The following is a 17,446-nucleotide window of genomic DNA, read 5'->3' as shown; positions in this document are numbered from 1 at the left end:
CGGATGACCCTGATTCCGGGCTTCCACCGCCTTCCTCCGCCCTTTCCGCTACGCTCCAAGGACGGAGGAAGGCGGTGGCGGAGTTGCACTTCTAACTTGACGGTGGGAGCGAAGCTATCGTTTCCAGTGTCACATCATTACCATGAGCCGCAAGAGCATAACCCAAACGCGCACCATCCATATACAAAGGAAGGTGATGCTTGCGGCACACAGCCGACAAAGCCCGAAGTTCTGCCAATGTATACAAAGTCCCATACTCGGTAGGCTGGGAAATATACACCATTCCAGGAGCTACCATAGCCGTCCAACTGGGATTGGCATAAAAATCTGTAACATAGCGGTTCACATCCGTAGCAGAAAGCTTACCCTCAGCATGTGACAAAGCCAGTACTTTATGCCCGCCAGCCTCTACAGCACCGGCTTCATGCTGGTTAATGTGTCCGCTCTCTGCAGCTATCACACCTTCATACGGACGAAGCATTGCTGTTATCAGCGTAGCATTGGTCTGCGTTCCGCCTACCATAAAATGTACCTCCGCTTCGGGAGCAGCGCACGCAAGCCGTATTTTCTCACGTGCCGCCTCACAATACACATCAGTTCCATATCCCGGTGTCTGTTCCATATTAGTCTGCATCAACCGCTCCAATACAAGCGGATGCGCCCCTTCCAGATAATCACTTTCAAAATGTAACATAGTTTACAATATAAAAAATCCAAGACAAAGATAGAAATAAAACCTCTATCTTTCTTGATAAAAAGCCTCCAATCTCAATAAAACAAAACAGACCCTCATACGGAACATTTTACCAACAAACCTTAATATCAGACACGAATACATCTATAAATCAAATACTTATATACAATCCGTCAGTAGCCGGAGCGGCTACTGACGGGGCATAAACCACCTTTCTCCGTGAATCAAGCAGTGCGATCAACTCATTGATTTAGAACGATTTGAGTTTTTTAATTTATAAATTAAATTTAATTTGTTATGAGAAAAAAGTATTTAAGTGCACTGCTGTTCGGAGCGTTATTGTTCGCTTCGGCAGGAACTTTTACCTCTTGTAAAGACTACGATGATGACATCAGTAATCTGCAGACACAAGTGGACGGAATTAAGGCCGACCTCGAAGACTTGCAGGCGCAGATTAGCGCAGGAAAATGGATTACTAACATTACCTCTATCGAAGGCGGATTCACAGTAACCTTCTCTGACGGTCAGTCATTCAATATCGTAAATGGTAAGGACGGACAAAATGGTGCTCCGGGTGCTGCAGGTGCTCCGGGTACATCATGGGAAATCGGTGAAGATGGTTATTGGTATAAAGACGGTGAGAAGACCGAATACAAAGCTGCCATCGATGGTGAAGCTGGAAAGATTGTCGTTCCGGAAATTAAAGACGGCGTATGGTATGTAGCCAATGAAAAAGGTGAACTGGAAGCTACTGAATACAAAGCTAACGGTGCAACTTATGCCGTAGCTGAAGCTAACGGTGGTTTCACCATCTATGCTCCGACAGAAGACGGAAAAGAAATGCTGGAAATCTATTGCCCGGGGCCTGCATCCATGATTTCTTCTATTATATTGGAAGATACACAGAATTCTACAGCTGGTAGACAAAATAATAAATTGGAACTTATCTGGAATAAATTTACGCGTCCAAGCCAATGGGCAGGTCCAAGAGCATTGCCTGCTAATGAGTCTGTAGTATATTCTTCTAACTCTGCTATTGGCATACGTGTTAATCCTGTAGATGCTCCGGCAGATGAAGTGGCTTACACCTTGGTTAATTCGAAGAATCAAGAACTGAGCCATATCAAATTAACGGCAAAAGCATACGATGACTTGCTTACAATTGACAATGCACAGGGACGTGCTGCAGGAACAAGCAACGGTTTGTTCACATTGAGCATGGACGAATTCACTTTGACGAGTGGTGAAAATACCGATTTCAAAAATGAATTGGATCAAGAAAATAAGGATGAGAAAGTCGCTTTTGCAATCAACGCTGATTATAGCACCCGTTCTGCTTATGACATTCTAGTTACAGCAGAAGAAGGTCTGGCTTTGGATAAAGTTGCTGTAAAGGAAATTAAAAACAGCAACGCTAACGTTGGTAATACTACAAAGAAAGATATAGAGGTGGATTTAGGGAAAACATATACCATCGTTGTTCCGGAAGATGCAGAAGGTGCAATGTATGATATGTGGTTTGAATTTGAAAAGGCTGATCAAGAAACGTACGGCATACAGTGGGATAATGAAGCACGTACTTTCAAAGTGACAGTAGATCCAGACCTCGTTACCCCTGCCGATGCCTTTACTATGACAATCCATACATTGGATACACAAGGTAAGGTAGGTGAAGTTAAGTATTCTGTAGACTTAAGTTCTGTCATCACTACTAATGTTGTAGAATACGAAGCTGAAACATACGACATCTCGAACCTGTTAGATGCAAATAAACCGCAAGGATTTGATTTGGCTATCAGCCACATGGAAAATGAATTAGGATCTGACAAGTGGATTTCTTGGATTAACCGTGTTAACTTGAGTCAGACTGTAGCTGCATTGTATACAGATAAAGACTGCAAATCTGCAGTAGCAGATGGTATCAATTCTTTGAAGATTGTATATAAGGATGCAAATGATAAGGACGCTACAGCTAAGACATTAGAGACTATCAAAGTCACAGTTGATAAAGAAAATGCAGGCAAATTGCACTTAGCTAAGCAGTATTACTTGAAGCTTACATTCAAAGACGAGAAGGAAGGTGATATCAACTCGATTGTAGTTCCTGTAACATTCACTGCTCCGACTGTAGCTGACCAGTTTACACGCGACGCAAACTTTGTGGTTGATGATGTAATCACCGCATACTTCTATAATACAGACGCTAACAAGAATCAGATTAATGTCAAGAGATACTTTACTGCTGTAGATAAATATGCTAAATTGTCTCTTGATACAGAAACGACATTGGCTACTGTAGGCAATACCGAATACAAGTCTGGAGCAACTGGTACTAATACTAATGATGGCTTGGCTACACTTACCCATTCAGGTGCAACTCTTGATAATGATTACATTATATTGAATGAAGTAGGAGTAAATAACAGCACGGGTATCGAACTTGGATACGGCAAGAACTTGATTGTTACCGCTAAGAATGACAACTATGCTGATACGAAGTGGGTATACGATAAGGAAGCAGACAAGACTTATCAGTTCACTATCACTATCATGAGCCCGATTTACGAAGGTACCGTAACCCCGGTAGGCAATAATTCAATTCCTGTTATTGCCAACAATGAATCTGGTTACGCTATCACTGGCAGCATGATTACGGGTGTCGATTACAATAATAACAAGTTCAGCGTTGTTCCGAATACAAGTAAGTATGGACTTCCGGAAAATGAGAAAGATAATACTATCGACGCTTGGTCAAGTAAGCAAATTCAGAATGTATATGTAACACCTGATAGAGCAGAATACTTCAATGGCGGCATTAGTTTCCGTATACCGGGTGGTACGAAAGAAAATCCGATAGAAGGCGCAATCGTAGTGAAAGCAACTCCGATGCCAAATACCACAGAAACCTCTATTACAGTCCATGTAACCGATGTATGGGGATATACAAAGGCTGTATCAGTTCCTGTGACTATCCAAGTAGGCGAATAATCTACTTTGATTACTCTATAAATAAAAAAAGCGACTCTTTCGAGCCGCTTTTTTTATTATAGAGTAATCAGTTAAGATTATTCTGCGCTTTCTCCAACAGTGATTGTTACAGGAACTTCTGTATTCAATACAAGTCTCCATGCATCGGTTACAGATACAGGCAGGTTGACTGTCGTTGTATTCGAGATGGAGCGACCTTGTATACGGATGTAACCTTGTTGAGCCGTAACTGTATTGCCATTTGCATCTTGTGTTGTTACGCTTACCCACCGTGAATTATCAATATAATGTTCATCATCAATGCCCGGAACAACATTTGCAATTTGTGCATTGCGCCATCCTGTTGTCAAGTTTCCTTGGAACATATAGAAGTCATTATTTGCATAGTCGCGACCGATAATGTCTTCTTCTGTGATTCTTGCGCCCTGTACAAAGTCGTTCGCATTGATAGTGACAGCATCACCTGATACAGGAGTAACCGTACCTTCATAAACCGGGCTCAACAGACGAATCTGGAAGTTGTATGTATCGTCACCGCTTGTTGTATAATTCCAACCGTGAGTTGCTGTTTCATCCGTGTTATAGTAGCCTTTAGTTACTTTCACTGTTACAGCTTCACCATAACCATTTACGCCTCTACCATTAATGATACCTTCATGACCCTGTGTTGCATCGAAGTCAAGAGTTGTATGAACCGCTTCATCATTATTATTGTAGGTGATGAATTTATTTGCGCTGAGTTCAAACAACCAGTTGCCATCATGTCCAGTTTCGCCTACATTGCCGTTTGCGAAGCCCACATTAGCATCACTTACGTATTTGCTGAAGTATCTTGTCAAGTCAACTGCTGTGTTACCCGTTGTATCGTAGAAATATGCATTAATTACGTTATCTACTACGTATGCGTCACGGATAGCGAACAAGTCAGCCAATTTCGGTGCGTGGAATTCTACTGGAACAGTGATGCTGTTCAGGGTTTCACCACCAGTTGTCTTGAATGTAGCTCTGATATAGTATGTATGGTCAAGTTCCAAACCATTTACATCACTATTGTTGATGTCTACTTGGATGAAGTTTGCCGCATTTCTGTTGTCATCCGCATTCGGGTTATAGTTCGGATTGTTTTTGTCCAACAGTTGAGATACGACATTGATATCAATACCTGCAGGTATTGTATTGCTGAAATGACTGCCATCAGCCGACCATTCCATTTCAACAGCCGCATCACGCAAGTCTACGTTCTGAATCCATTGGTTCAGGTTGCCACCCAAAGCAGCCTTCATAGTTGCCAAGTCAATGCCGAAGTAGTTCTTGTTATGAGTTGTATTGACGTTGTGTTCAATCAATGAGTATTCAGCCGGAGCGTTGATTTCTGTATTGATTTGTACTTGGATTTCGGCTTTATTAACTGTACCATCGTTTGCAACCGTGTAAACAGTCAGGTCGAAGTTAGCCGGAATAGTAGATACATCCGGGTTCTTTCCGATTCTGAAGGTGTGGTTGTCTTGATCGAATGTCAATCCGTATACTTCCACATCCGAAGCATCTGCAGTCAGATACATGTCATAGAGGGCAGATGATTGTACACCCATTCCGTTGACTTGATAGTTGACGCCAGTTTTGAAAGTAACATTCTGCGCATCTTTTGTATTTTCAAATCCACGTTCATTTACTCCAATGGTATATTCTTTGCTACTTTCGGAAGTGGCATCAACACCCCAAATAGAGAGTGTAGTCAAAGTTTCCGGTTTAACACGTTGTACGGTCAGTTCGTATTTGCTGCGGAAAGCATTGTCTGCATTGACAGCGTATACGTAACCATTACTTTCTGCTGAATTGATTGTACCCCATGTACCGCTATTGCCACTAACAACTACGTTTTGCATCTTCAATGTCCACAAACCATTACCCGTTGTAGCACGGCTGTTTACTTGGTTTCCATTCATCGGGGTGCCACTGGTTTGAGAAGGAGTGGCAGCAAAGGTAAACGGCTGCAAGTTCTGGTTCAAGGTATTGGTTAAAGTGAAATCAATATCTTCTGCCGGAACATTAACCGGATCAATACGCAAATCGATGCTTGTCGGTGAAGAATAAACCCAATCACCATTGTTCGGTAACTTTTTGTTACCCATCCATGCATTAGCATTGGGAACTTCACTTATCCTATTGTTATTGAATGTGAACTTTTCACGTGAAACCAATACATCTGTATCTGCGATTTGGCTGGCATTAGTAACTTGTGAATACCCATCTTCTCCATTCGCATTCCATGTTGCTAAAGAATAAAGAGTTGCAGCTTGTGGTTGTCTTGTCGTACCGCCCAGTGTCATTTCAGTAATAGAGCCTGCTGCACCGGGGAAGTAGCATTCTACCATGCCTGTACCGTCTTCGTTGGGAGCATAGATAGTGAAACCACCGTTAGCTTCAGCTACAGCATAAGTAGCGCCATTAGCTTTATATTCGGTAGCTTCCAGTTCGCCATCTTCATTTACGATGTACCATACACCGTTTTGGATAGTCGGAACGTTAATCTTTCCGTCTTCTTCGTTAGCGACAGCAAGATAATCGCTCTTTACGCCGTCAAAATACCAATAACCGTCTTCACCGATGGTTATCTGAGTACCCGGAGCACCAGCGGCACCGTCTTGACCTGGAGCACCTGCAGCACCATCTTGACCATTTACAATATTAAATGACTGCCCGTCAGAAAAAGTGACTGTGAAACCACCGCTGATAGCAGTAACACTTTCAATCCATTTTCCTGCACTAATTTGGGCTTGTAAGTCTTCGATGTCGGCAACAACGCCATCAATTTGTGTCTGCAAATTGTTGATGTCGTCATCGTAGTCTTTACAAGAAGTAAAAGTTGCTGTTGAAGCGAACAAAAGCGCTCCGAACAGAAGTGCACTTAAATACTTTTTTCTCATAACAAATTAAATTTAATTTATAAATTAAAAAACTCAAATCGTTCTAAATCAATGAGTTGATCGCGCTGCTTGATTCACGGAGAAAGGTGGTTTATGCCCCGTCAGTAGCCGCTCCGGCTACATGTGCGGAATGAGCTAATTAAATGATAAATAAAAGTTTAGATGTTTACACATGCGGAGTTGACAACAAAATGTGCCGAAAATGTGCCGATTGAATAGTCGGATAGTTGAGTCGGAGAAAAAAGATATCTTATCAAAATAATTTGACAAGTATGGGTGCGCTAAAAAACAGGAGGCATAACAGTATTCGAATGTTTATGTCTCCTGCTATTGTTTTATAGAAAAAGATTTATCTTATTTCTTCTGCATCATGCGAACCAAACTGCCTGCACCTCCAAAAGGTAAGTAAATGTTTTCAAGACGTGTACCTCTCAGTTTTTGTGCTATCAGTATACGGGCAGTTGCATACACATCGGTAAGGACAGCTTCGATGAAACCATTAGGAAACTTATATTGATGGGTACCCTTTTGCGGATTGGTAACATATTCCAGATTACTCAAACTGTCCACTTCTAGCGAGAATCGGAAGCGTAACGCTGCTCCAACTTCCTTTGCAGGAGTAACATAACCGACATGCGCTACAATGGTCAACATGTTTTTATTAATATCAGAAAGCAACTCGAATCCCATCTGAGGAATCAATGTTTTTGATTCGTCTGCCAATATTTCGTCGTTGCGGGTAAAGCCATCTTCGGCTATTCTTTTAAGGCTTACTTTCAGTTCATTCATAAACTCGTATTAAATTTATTTATTACATGGCACAAATGTATATAAAAAAGATTGATTTCCCGAGAAATTGATGTCTTTTTTTCAAAATTCTTCACTTTCTAACAAGGCTTACCTATCATGGTGTTAAAGTTGCCCAAAGGAAAAGCTTCGAAAGCACTGAAAACCTAATCTGTTTTAGAAGCTGTTTTGAATTTCTCCAAAAAGTTTTTCTTGGCTTGATATATCCGTTTTCGTGTGTGCTTTGGGCGATTTTTTGGTCCTTTCCGCTCCTGTTCTTCGTCAGATAGCCCGCTATCTTCCTCATCACAGAAGCGAAAATGCCTCAAAAACTCATCCCAAATCATCGCACGATAAATTCAAAACAGCTTCTTAAAGTGGAAGATCTGGAAGACTTTCTACCGCTTGTTGTTTCTGCTGATCGATGATGTGTATATATTTTTCTGTATGCCTGGTACTGGAATGTCCAGCCAAAGAAGCTGCTGTCTTGATGCTTGCTCCCCTGGCCATAATGGAAGTAATAAAGGTATGGCGGGCACAATGGAAAGAAATATGTTTGCGCAATCCGGCACGCCTGGTCCATTCATTGATGATACGCAAGCTATATGAATGGGAAGGAAGATGAAAAATGAAATCATCGGGAGTACCTTGTGATTCCTGCAACAGTTTCATGGCATTTTCATTCAGATAGATATGCAAGACAGGCTTTTGTGAATGACCTGCAACTTTTTTTTGAACCAACATCAGATGGCGTTGTGCAAAGTCTATATTCTTATAACACAATTCTTGTATATCGCACCAACGCAATCCGCTTTGGCACGAAAACAGGAAAGCCCGTTTCACTTCCGGATTGCGACAAGGTGTGAGAGTAAGTTTTACCAGTTCTTTAGGCGACAAAATCTGTTTAGTCACATCGTTGTATTGAGGTAGCCGGATGCCTTTTGCCGGATTAGAGGGCAGAAGGTTTTCTTCTACGCAATAATCCAGACACATTTTGAATTTCTTGAAGTAATTGACAGGTGTATTGCCATGCAATCTTTCTTGTAAAAAGCGAAAGAACCGTGTACAAAAGCTATGTGTAATATGGTTCACAGGCAAAGAAGCAGGATGAAACTGACGGAGGTATGAAAATGCAGCCTGTACCATACGGCTATCTTTGGGCTGATAAATATTAAGGTATCCTATCGATACAAGGAAAAAGTCGGGTAAAGGTTCGCCTGCCGTTTCATCTTCTCTAACCTGAGAGTGAAATAATGGAGGCAGTTTCGACCAATAGTGATTGTGGAGATAATCGATTTCACGTTGTGCACGTAAAAGTTTAGCCAATTGCAATTTGGCACAATTTGCCTGACGTATTTCCTTGCTTACAGGTGCTTCTAGGGTGATGCCCAGGTTCTCTTTATAACGTTTTCCTTCAACATTACAGTCCAAATAGAGCGAAATGCGCCCATTTTTCAGTTTTCTTTTACACAATAAGATTCCCATGACTTACTGCAAGTATAAAAAAACTGTATCCTGTAGAAAGGTAATAACTTCTACAGGATACAGTCTAATTAAGAAAATGAATAGTTTTTATTCGGCAATACAAACCGTTACACGGTTTTCTTCCATAGTAGAGAACGGCTGTACGGTATCACCTTTATAATCAACGGTAATACGGTCTGCCGAAATGCCTTGCGCTTTCAATGCTTCTGCTACAGCTTCTGCACGTTCTTCTGATAACTTCTTGTTGATACGTGCATTTCCAGTATTCTTGTCAGCGTATCCGCACAATGAAACTTTTGCGTCAGTGTGTTCTTTCAGGTAAGCGGCAAGAGCACTGACTTTGCTCTGTTCTGAATTGCGGATTTCGGATGAATTGATAACAAAATAAATATTCTGTTTCATCGGTTGAACAACGACAGGTTCGGGAGCCGGTTCTTCTTTCTTTTCTTCTACTACTACTACAGGTTCTGGGGTTGGAGGAACAGGAGTCGGCTCGTAGTAAACAGGTTCTGTCTTTGTATAAGTTTTTCCGAATTTGAATGTAAATCCAGCTAAAGCATTGAACTGCCAGTCGGAATTACCTGCCTTCTTCGAATTGTATTTATCAGACATCGTGTTGGCATTCACTTCGATGTTGAAGAATACATGGTCGCTGATGCGTAAGTTCGTGCCCAAGCCGAAACGGCCTACGACATTTACTTTGCTGTCGCGCCACAGATATTCCAACCGATGTCCGGCATCGTTCAAGGCTACGGCTTCATCGTTGTTGAATGCTCCGTTCACACCAATACCGCCGAACAAATACGCGTTGAAGAAACGTGTCGGATTGTAACCGCAGAACAGATTACTTAAGTCAAGTGTAGCATCTACATTTCCCTGCAAATAGTTATACTTGTAAATAGTTTCAGGGCTTACCCACGCACCTTTAGCTTCCCAGCCACTCAGACCGGCACGCAATCCCCATAAGGGGGTAAACTGATATCCGACATTCAGTGCAGCTGCCGGAGAAATCAGATCTCCGAATTTGGCTTCTCCTACGGTGTGTGAGGCTCCGGCCTGAACCTGCATAAACCAGTGCGGGTTAAATACGGTTTTGCCTTCTTCTTTAATCTGGCGTGTCTCTGTGTTGCCGCTTTGGGCAAACGCTGCAATCGTGCTTAATCCAAGTACGAGTGCGGTAAGGTTTCTTCTTAGTTTCATAATCTTTTTATTTTTGTGTTATACAGATATTGCTTACCGAAAGTAAAGATATAAAAAAAAAAGCATAGCTTGCACTTTTTTTGGGTGCTTTTTATAAATTTAATCGTCTTTCTTTAACATAGGAAACAAACAGAAAGTTTCTTTTGTTTCATATCTGTCCGTTCTTTTTATCGAATTTATAACTATTTTCTGCCGAAATCTTTCGGATTCCATGTTGCGATGCGATGAACCCTCCGCCTAATACCCGGTTGGCATCATAAAACACAGCAGATTGTCCCGGCGTGATAGCTGAGGCTTCGGTATTGAATTTTACCAACAGGCAACCGTTATCCAACAGGATTACCTGGCAAGGTATCGGACGACTCCGGTAACGGATACGTACAGATAAATTCGGGCAGGCAAGCAATTCGTCTAAATCGGGAGTTTCGGGCGATTCTACCAGCATGTATTCCGTCTTTAGCTGCTCAACGTTTCCCAGCATTACCGTATTCTTTTCCGGATTGATCTTCAATACATATGCAGGTTCGCCCAGTGCGATTCCTAATCCCCTACGCTGGCCGATTGTATAATAAGCAAACCCTTGGTGCTGTCCTAATTTCATTCCTTTGCTATCGACAAACCATCCTGGCCCTATCTTTTCGTCAATATCGGGACAATGCTCGCGCAGAAACTCCCGGTAATCTCTGTCGATAAAACAAATCTCCATACTTTCCCCACCACGTGCCTTAGCTTCGAATCCTTTGCCGGCAAGATAATTGCGCACTTCTTCCTTAGTCATTCCACCCAAAGGAACCAGCATACGTTTTAAAATCGATTGCGGCAACTTCCAAAGGAAATACGACTGGTCTTTCACCGGATCGTCTCCTGTAATGATGTAACGCAATCCATTCCGGTCTTCCAACCGGCAATAGTGACCTGTAGCAATCCATTGACAACCGGTACGGTCGGCCCATTCGCACAAGATGCGTTCTTTGAATAATGGATTGCAAAGCACACAAGGATTGGGCGTACGTCCTTTCATGTATTCATCTATAAAGTATTGTACGATGACTTTTCGAAATTCTTCCCGCACGTCTGCGACATGATGCTCGATACCCAAACGGGCAGCCACGTGTTGCGCTTCGATTATTTCATTGGGTTGTTCCTGAGCGGGGGAAGAAAAATGTGAGGGGATGTCCCATGTGCGCATGGTAACACCTACCACTTCATATCCTTGCTCTTGCAACATGATGCAGGTAGCAGAGCTGTCTATGCCTCCGCTCATTCCCACCAATACCCGTTTGTCTTTTGTCATATTTTGTTCTTTTTTAGAAGTTAAAGGAGTTAAGGAGTTATACCCCGCTTCTCTCCGTCAGAAGCCGGAAGCGGATGTTTTTTGATTATATATGCAACGGACGTTCCAACTATTTCCACCTGTCATCGCACCTATCTGCACAGGCGTCTGCTTATAGGAACAATTCCGGTTCACGCCTTGCGCTGAAGTTTTCATGCAGGAATGCAGCAAAGGGGTTATCGTAAACACGTGCTCCGTTCGGGCAAACTTTTACGCAAGCACAACAACGGATGCAGCGATTCACATCAGTCTCGATGCTGGTACCGTCCGGACTGATACGGATAGCATGGGTAGGACATACTTCCACACATTCTCCGCATACAAAACAGTTTTCGTTACAGACCGGAGCCGAAGGTGTTCCTGTAATAAAAGGTTTATATGGAACATTTCCCTTGATATAAAACGCAGGGACCGGCAGATTTGTTCGTTCCAGCTTCGACAAACTGTCTTTGCCGAACTGTATTGCCTGGTACAAATCATCGGCATCGGGTCTGCCTGCTGCTATCGGCCGTTGCGGCGTGCTGTAGCTGTGCTCTCCGATAAAAGCACCTGCGGACAGAGGCGTAAATCCCAATTCGATAGCCATATCCCGCAATTCTACCAGTGCGTCTTCATAGTCACGGTTGCCATAAACGGCGACCAATATTACCGGTGAGCCGCTGGCCTTCAGACGTTTCATGCGTTGCAAGGCGACAGGTGCCACACGTCCTTTGTAGACAGGTGTGGCAAGTATGGTCAGCGAATGATTGATTTCGATGGCAGAGACAGATTCATCCAATGTAAGGTCGGTTTCGATGCGTCTTTCCATTCCGATGCCTTCGGCAATGGCACGGGCTATTTTCTCTGTGGTATGTGTCGGCGAGAAATAAACAATGTGGGTTGTTTGGAATGTAGTCATATCATTAAGCATGTTTAATTGAACAAAAGTAATAAAATAACTCAGATTATTCATTACCTTTGCATGAGATTCAGAAAGAAAATTATGGAAGAACAGTTCGACATACGCGATTATAAGCCTACCGGAAAGGAGCGTGATTTCGAGAACGCGCTGCGTCCGCTTCAGTTTGAAGACTTTAGCGGGCAAGATAAGGTGGTGGATAACCTGCGTATTTTTGTAAAGGCGGCACGGCTTCGTGCCGAGGCACTTGACCATGTATTGCTGCACGGCCCTCCCGGACTGGGGAAGACTACGCTGAGCAACATCATTGCCAATGAACTGGGCGTAGGGTTCCGTGTCACATCCGGTCCGGTACTGGACAAGCCCGGCGACCTGGCAGGAGTCCTGACCAGCCTGGAACCGAACGATGTATTGTTTATCGACGAAATACACCGCTTGAGTCCGGTCGTGGAAGAATACCTGTATTCGGCAATGGAAGACTACCGGATAGACATCATGATAGACAAAGGTCCGTCGGCACGCAGCATCCAGCTTGACTTAAACCCGTTCACCCTGGTAGGAGCGACGACCCGAAGCGGCTTGCTGACCGCACCGTTGCGGGCACGCTTCGGCATCAACCTGCACTTGGAATACTACGAAGACAGTACGCTGACCAAAATCATCTTGCGCTCAGCTAAGATTCTGGGGGTGCCTTGTGATACGGAAGCGGCTGGAGAGATTGCCTCGCGAAGCCGCGGAACGCCCCGTATCGCCAACGCTTTGCTCCGGCGGGTGCGTGATTTCGCGCAAGTGAAAGGCTCCGGACGCATCGACTTGAAGATTGCCCAGTTCGCATTGGAGGCATTGAACATAGACCGTTACGGCTTGGACCAGATAGACAACAAGTTGCTTTGCACCATCATCGACAAGTTCCGGGGCGGTCCTGTAGGATTGACCACCATTGCTACGGCATTGGGAGAAGACCCCGGCACGATAGAAGAAGTATACGAACCCTTTCTTATCAAGGAAGGCTTCTTGAAGCGTACGCCTCGCGGAAGGGAAGTGACCGAACTGGCATACCGGCATCTGGGCAGAAGCCGGTGGAATGAACAAAAAACATTATTCGATTGAGCGTGTTTGATTTCACCACAGAAGGCACAGAGTATCACAGAGGAAATAAAATATCTCTCCGTGTCCTCTGTGGTGAATATAAAACGAGCGCAGATTATAAACTAATTGACATCTATGGCTGGACTGAAATCATTGGCTAAAGATACGGCAATCTACGGACTGAGCAGCATTGTCGGACGGTTTTTGAATTATTTGCTGGTGCCTCTCTATACGGCGGTCATCCCGGCTGTATCGGGCGGTTATGGCGTAGTGTCGAACGTATATGCCTATACGGCACTGATATTGGTATTGCTGACTTTCGGCATGGAAACAGGGTTCTTCCGCTTTGCCAACAAGACCGATGCCGACCCGAAACATGTGTATGCCAATGCGCTGTTGTTTGTGGGCGGATTATCTCTGTTGTTTGTTGCGCTTTGCCTTGCGTTCATCCATCCGTTATCTGCCTTTCTGGAATACCCCGACCATCCTGACTATATCGCCATGATGGTGATTGTAGTGGCACTCGATTCGTTCCAGTGCATCCCTTTCGCCTATTTGCGCTATCAGAAGAAACCGATGAAGTTTGCTGCCATCAAGTTGTTCAACATCATCGGGAATATCGTGCTGAACCTTTTCTTCCTCTTGTTGTGCCCCTATATATATAAGGTGTCGCCCGAAACAATCAACTGGTTCTACCGGCCCGATTATCTGGTGGGTTATATTTTCGTATCCAACCTTATCATGTCGGCGGTGCAGATGTTCTTCTTTATCCCCGAACTCAGAGGCTTTTCCTATCGGTTGGACCGCCCGTTGATGAAGCAAATGGTGAGTTATTCATTCCCTATCCTGATATTCGGGTTAGTAGGTATTTTAAACCAAACGGTAGACAAGATGATTTATCCATTTTTGTTCGATGACCGGCAAGAAGGTTTGGTGCAGCTGGGCATCTATAGTGCGACAAGTAAGGTGGCGATGGTCATGGCGATGTTTACACAAGCCTTTCGCTATGCTTACGAGCCTTTTGTCTTTGGCAAGAACAAGGAAGGAGATAACCGGGAAATGTACGCCAAGGCAATGAAATACTTCTTTATCTTCTCGCTTCTGGCTTTTCTTGCGGTAATGTTCTACATGGACATTTTGCGCTATCTCATTGCACCCGACTATTGGGAAGGACTGGGTGTCGTGGCAATTGTGATGGGAGCGGAAATCTTGAAAGGCATTTATTTCAACCTGTCGTTCTGGTACAAGTTGACCGATGAGACAAAGTGGGGGGCTTATTTCTCCATCATCGGTTGTGCCGTTATCCTGATATTAAACATCTGGCTGGTTCCGCAATACGGCTATGTGGCTTCCGCCTGGGCTTCGGTAGCCGGATACGGGCTTATCACCCTGCTTTCCTATGTGATAGGACAGAAGAAATACCCCGTAGTTTATCCGTTGAAAGACATGACGGTTTATCTGGTTTTTGCCGCTGTATTGTACATTATTGCGCGGGAAATGACAATTACAAACATTATCTGGCGACTGGTGTTTCATACCCTTTTGTTGTTGTGCTTTGCGGGTTATATCGTAAAAAAAGACTTGTTGAAGGGATTGAGAATAAAACAATTAAGATAAGCAGTTATTTCTTCCTGTTTTTACCCAACCGTCATCAGGCTATATCTGTACGGTATAGATTTGTGCATGCTGTGTTATAAGCATCAACAGATAGCGGGCTATCTGGCGAAGGACAGAAACGGAAAGAATCCAAAGAATCGCCCAAAGCACACACGAAAACGAATCTCAAGACGAGAAAAACTTTTTGGAGAAATTCAAAACAGTTTCCAACTTCTTAAATCAAATAAATCCTAACTAATAAAGGATGTACTGTTGAGCACATCCTTTATTAGTTAGGATTTGTTATCAAGTTATTTCCGTTTCTTTTTCTTTTTTACCCACTCAGGCATTCCGCTAAAGTCTACATCCGAGAATCCGTCTTCTTGGAAAAACTGACGCCAGTCGTCTTCCTGTTTCGGTGCGCGTGCAGTCCGCTCCCCGTTACGGTCGGCTTTTACTTTTTTTGTTTCCTTGGAGCGTTTCTTTCCACTCTTATCGCTTTTGCCTTCGTTTTCTTCTGCCACTTCTACTACGACTTTACGTCCGTTGTAAGTCGTCTTGTTCAAGGCTCTTACCACTTTCGGAGCTTGTGCCTCAATCACTTCGAAGAACGAGAAATTCTGCATCAGGTCGATGCGTCCTACTTCGATACGCTCTTTCTTCAAGTTACGGTTGATGAGTTCGATAACCTGATTGGGAAAGAAACCGTCGGTCTTGCCTAAGTTGATGAACAAGCGCGTATAACCCTTTTCGGCTTTGCGCGAACGCTCTCTGCGCTCCGGACGTTCTCCTTTTTTCTTCTCTTTCTTGTCTTTTCCTTTTTCGTTGGCACTGGGCTGGTCTATTTCCGGTGCATTCTTGTAATAGTCCAGGAAGCGGTTGAACTCCATCGAAACAACGCGTTTGATAAGGTCTTCCTTGCTCAGCCATTCCAGTTTGCGGTAGATGCCCGGCAAGAATGCTTCGATTTCTTCTTCGTCCACCTTTACCTTTTCGATATCGTCTACCAGCTTAATCAGCTGCTGTTCGCAGATGGCTTGTCCCGTAGGCAAGGTCTCAACGCTGAACTTCTTGTTCAGGATGCGTTCTATCTGCTTCATCTTACCTTTTTCGCGCAGGTTCATGATGGCGATAGAGATACCCGTCTTGCCGGCACGTCCCGTACGTCCGCTTCGGTGGGTATAGCTTTCCACATCATCGGGCAAGCCATAGTTGATGACGTGGGTCAGGTCGTTCACGTCCAGTCCGCGGGCAGCCACATCCGTAGCAACCAGCAATTGCAAATGACGCTGGCGGAACTTCTGCATCACCAGGTCACGTTGCGCCTGGCTCAGTTCACCGTGCAACGAGTCGGCGTTATAGCCGTCTTGTATCAGCTTGTCGGCAATCTCCTGCGTTTCCAACCGGGTACGGCAGAAGATAATGCCGTAAATCATCGGATAGAAGTCTACTACACGTTTCAGGGCAAGGTATTTGTCTTTGGCATGCACGATGTAAGCCACGTGATGCACATTCTTCGTACCTTCATTCTTCGTGCCGATGGTGATTTCCTTTGCGTCACGCAGGTAGGTCTTGGCAATGCGTGAGATTTCCGGACTCATCGTAGCCGAGAACATCAAGGTATTGCGGTCTTCGGGCACCTTTTCCAAGATAGCGTTGATGCTGTCGGTAAAGCCCATGTTCAACATTTCGTCGGCTTCATCCATCACTACGTCACGGATGGTTTCCAGTTTCGCCACTTTACGTTCTATCAGGTCAATAAGACGTCCCGGAGTGGCAACAATGATATGTACGCCTTTCTTCAGGCTCTTGATTTGGCTCTCGATAGACGAACCTCCGTAAACGGGTATTATCTTCAGGTCGGTGATATACTTCGAATAGTCATTCAGGTCACCTGCTATCTGCAGGCAGAGTTCGCGTGTAGGGCAGAGTATCAATGCCTGAGGCACGCGGTTGCTAACGTCAATTTTCTGTATCAGCGGCAAACCAAATGCGGCTGTTTTTCCGGTTCCGGTCTGTGCCAGAGCCACTACATCGTTCCCGTTTCCCAACAGGTAAGGGATTACTTCTTCTTGTACGGGCATCGGGTTCTCGTAACCCATTTCTTCAATCGCTTTGCGTATTTCGGGAGCTACGCCAAGTTCTTCAAATGTCTTCATTTATCTATAACTGTCTAATTCGGCTGCAAAGATACAGAGAATTAACGATATATACGTATGTTTGCCCGTTTTTTTGCTGACAAAAAGGAAGGAAAGTGTCTTGCTGTTACTATTTCACCACAGAGGGACACAAAGGAGGCACACAGGGTTTTCATTTTTTATTCCTCCGTGATACTCTGTGACCTCCTTTAGATTTGCATTGGTAAAAGGGCAAAGAAAAAAGTTACCTTTGCCGTAAAAAAGGTTAACCAAGAAAAGGAGGTGACCTATTGTGTCCTATAGGCGGAAGCC

At 44.0% G+C, this 17,446-nt stretch carries 12 protein-coding genes; 3 read left to right on the top strand and 9 right to left on the bottom strand.

Annotated features, from left to right (window positions below):
* Window positions 1–91 precede the first annotated feature (91 nt).
* The gene (locus B5F71_RS15310; protein ID WP_241148624.1) at window positions 92–694 is read right to left on the bottom strand and encodes a beta-eliminating lyase-related protein; all 603 of its coding nucleotides are present in this window, start codon (window positions 692–694) and stop codon (window positions 92–94) included.
* A gap of 297 nt (window positions 695–991) precedes the next feature.
* Here B5F71_RS15310 and B5F71_RS15305 point away from each other — a divergent pair, with 297 nt between their 5' ends.
* A complete protein-coding gene (locus B5F71_RS15305) occupies window positions 992–3,682 on the top strand; it encodes a PL29 family lyase N-terminal domain-containing protein (protein WP_087211942.1) in 2,691 nt (896 codons plus the stop codon).
* A gap of 77 nt (window positions 3,683–3,759) precedes the next feature.
* On the opposite strand, the gene B5F71_RS15300 is transcribed toward B5F71_RS15305, so the two are convergent.
* The 7 genes from B5F71_RS15300 to B5F71_RS15270 form a co-directional block, all read right to left on the bottom strand.
* Entirely contained in the window at window positions 3,760–6,609 is a 2,850-nt protein-coding gene (locus B5F71_RS15300) for a hypothetical protein (RefSeq protein WP_087211938.1), read from the bottom strand.
* A gap of 354 nt (window positions 6,610–6,963) precedes the next feature.
* On the bottom strand, window positions 6,964–7,398 hold the full coding sequence (locus tag B5F71_RS15295; RefSeq protein ID WP_087211935.1) for a hypothetical protein: 435 nt from the start codon (window positions 7,396–7,398) through the stop codon (window positions 6,964–6,966).
* Window positions 7,399–7,562: 164 nt separating this feature from the next.
* Complete coding sequence (locus B5F71_RS15290) at window positions 7,563–7,742, bottom strand: hypothetical protein (RefSeq protein ID WP_158098117.1); 180 nt, start codon at window positions 7,740–7,742, stop codon at window positions 7,563–7,565.
* Between the two features lie 25 nt (window positions 7,743–7,767).
* Window positions 7,768–8,880, bottom strand: a complete 1,113-nt coding sequence (locus B5F71_RS15285) for a site-specific integrase (RefSeq protein WP_022040140.1) — start codon at window positions 8,878–8,880, stop codon at window positions 7,768–7,770.
* 87 nt (window positions 8,881–8,967) lie between these two features.
* Window positions 8,968–10,080, bottom strand: coding sequence for an OmpA family protein (locus tag B5F71_RS15280; RefSeq protein WP_087211928.1), 1,113 nt, complete (start codon window positions 10,078–10,080; stop codon window positions 8,968–8,970).
* 148 nt (window positions 10,081–10,228) lie between these two features.
* A complete protein-coding gene (gene mnmA / locus B5F71_RS15275) occupies window positions 10,229–11,374 on the bottom strand; it encodes a tRNA 2-thiouridine(34) synthase MnmA (RefSeq protein WP_087211925.1) in 1,146 nt (381 codons plus the stop codon).
* Between the two features lie 151 nt (window positions 11,375–11,525).
* On the bottom strand, window positions 11,526–12,311 hold the full coding sequence (locus tag B5F71_RS15270) for a 4Fe-4S binding protein (protein WP_087211946.1): 786 nt from the start codon (window positions 12,309–12,311) through the stop codon (window positions 11,526–11,528).
* Window positions 12,312–12,395: 84 nt separating this feature from the next.
* Here B5F71_RS15270 and ruvB point away from each other — a divergent pair, with 84 nt between their 5' ends.
* Both ruvB and B5F71_RS15260 read left to right on the top strand, forming a co-directional pair.
* Entirely contained in the window at window positions 12,396–13,421 is a 1,026-nt protein-coding gene (gene ruvB / locus B5F71_RS15265) for a Holliday junction branch migration DNA helicase RuvB (RefSeq protein WP_013618098.1), read from the top strand.
* A gap of 114 nt (window positions 13,422–13,535) precedes the next feature.
* Window positions 13,536–15,017 (top strand): oligosaccharide flippase family protein, encoded by a 1,482-nt coding sequence (locus B5F71_RS15260; RefSeq protein WP_087211922.1) that lies wholly within the window; start codon window positions 13,536–13,538, stop codon window positions 15,015–15,017.
* Window positions 15,018–15,307: 290 nt separating this feature from the next.
* Here B5F71_RS15260 and B5F71_RS15255 read toward each other — a convergent pair whose 3' ends face one another.
* Entirely contained in the window at window positions 15,308–17,155 is a 1,848-nt protein-coding gene (locus B5F71_RS15255) for a DEAD/DEAH box helicase (RefSeq protein ID WP_022040146.1), read from the bottom strand.
* Window positions 17,156–17,446: the final 291 nt, after the last annotated feature.

The organism is Bacteroides sp. An269, assembly GCF_002159755.1.
GTDB lineage: Bacteria > Bacteroidota > Bacteroidia > Bacteroidales > Bacteroidaceae > Phocaeicola > Phocaeicola intestinalis.
The sequence above is the reverse complement of the archived record's forward strand: the minus strand, read 5'-3'. Positions and strand labels throughout refer to the sequence as shown.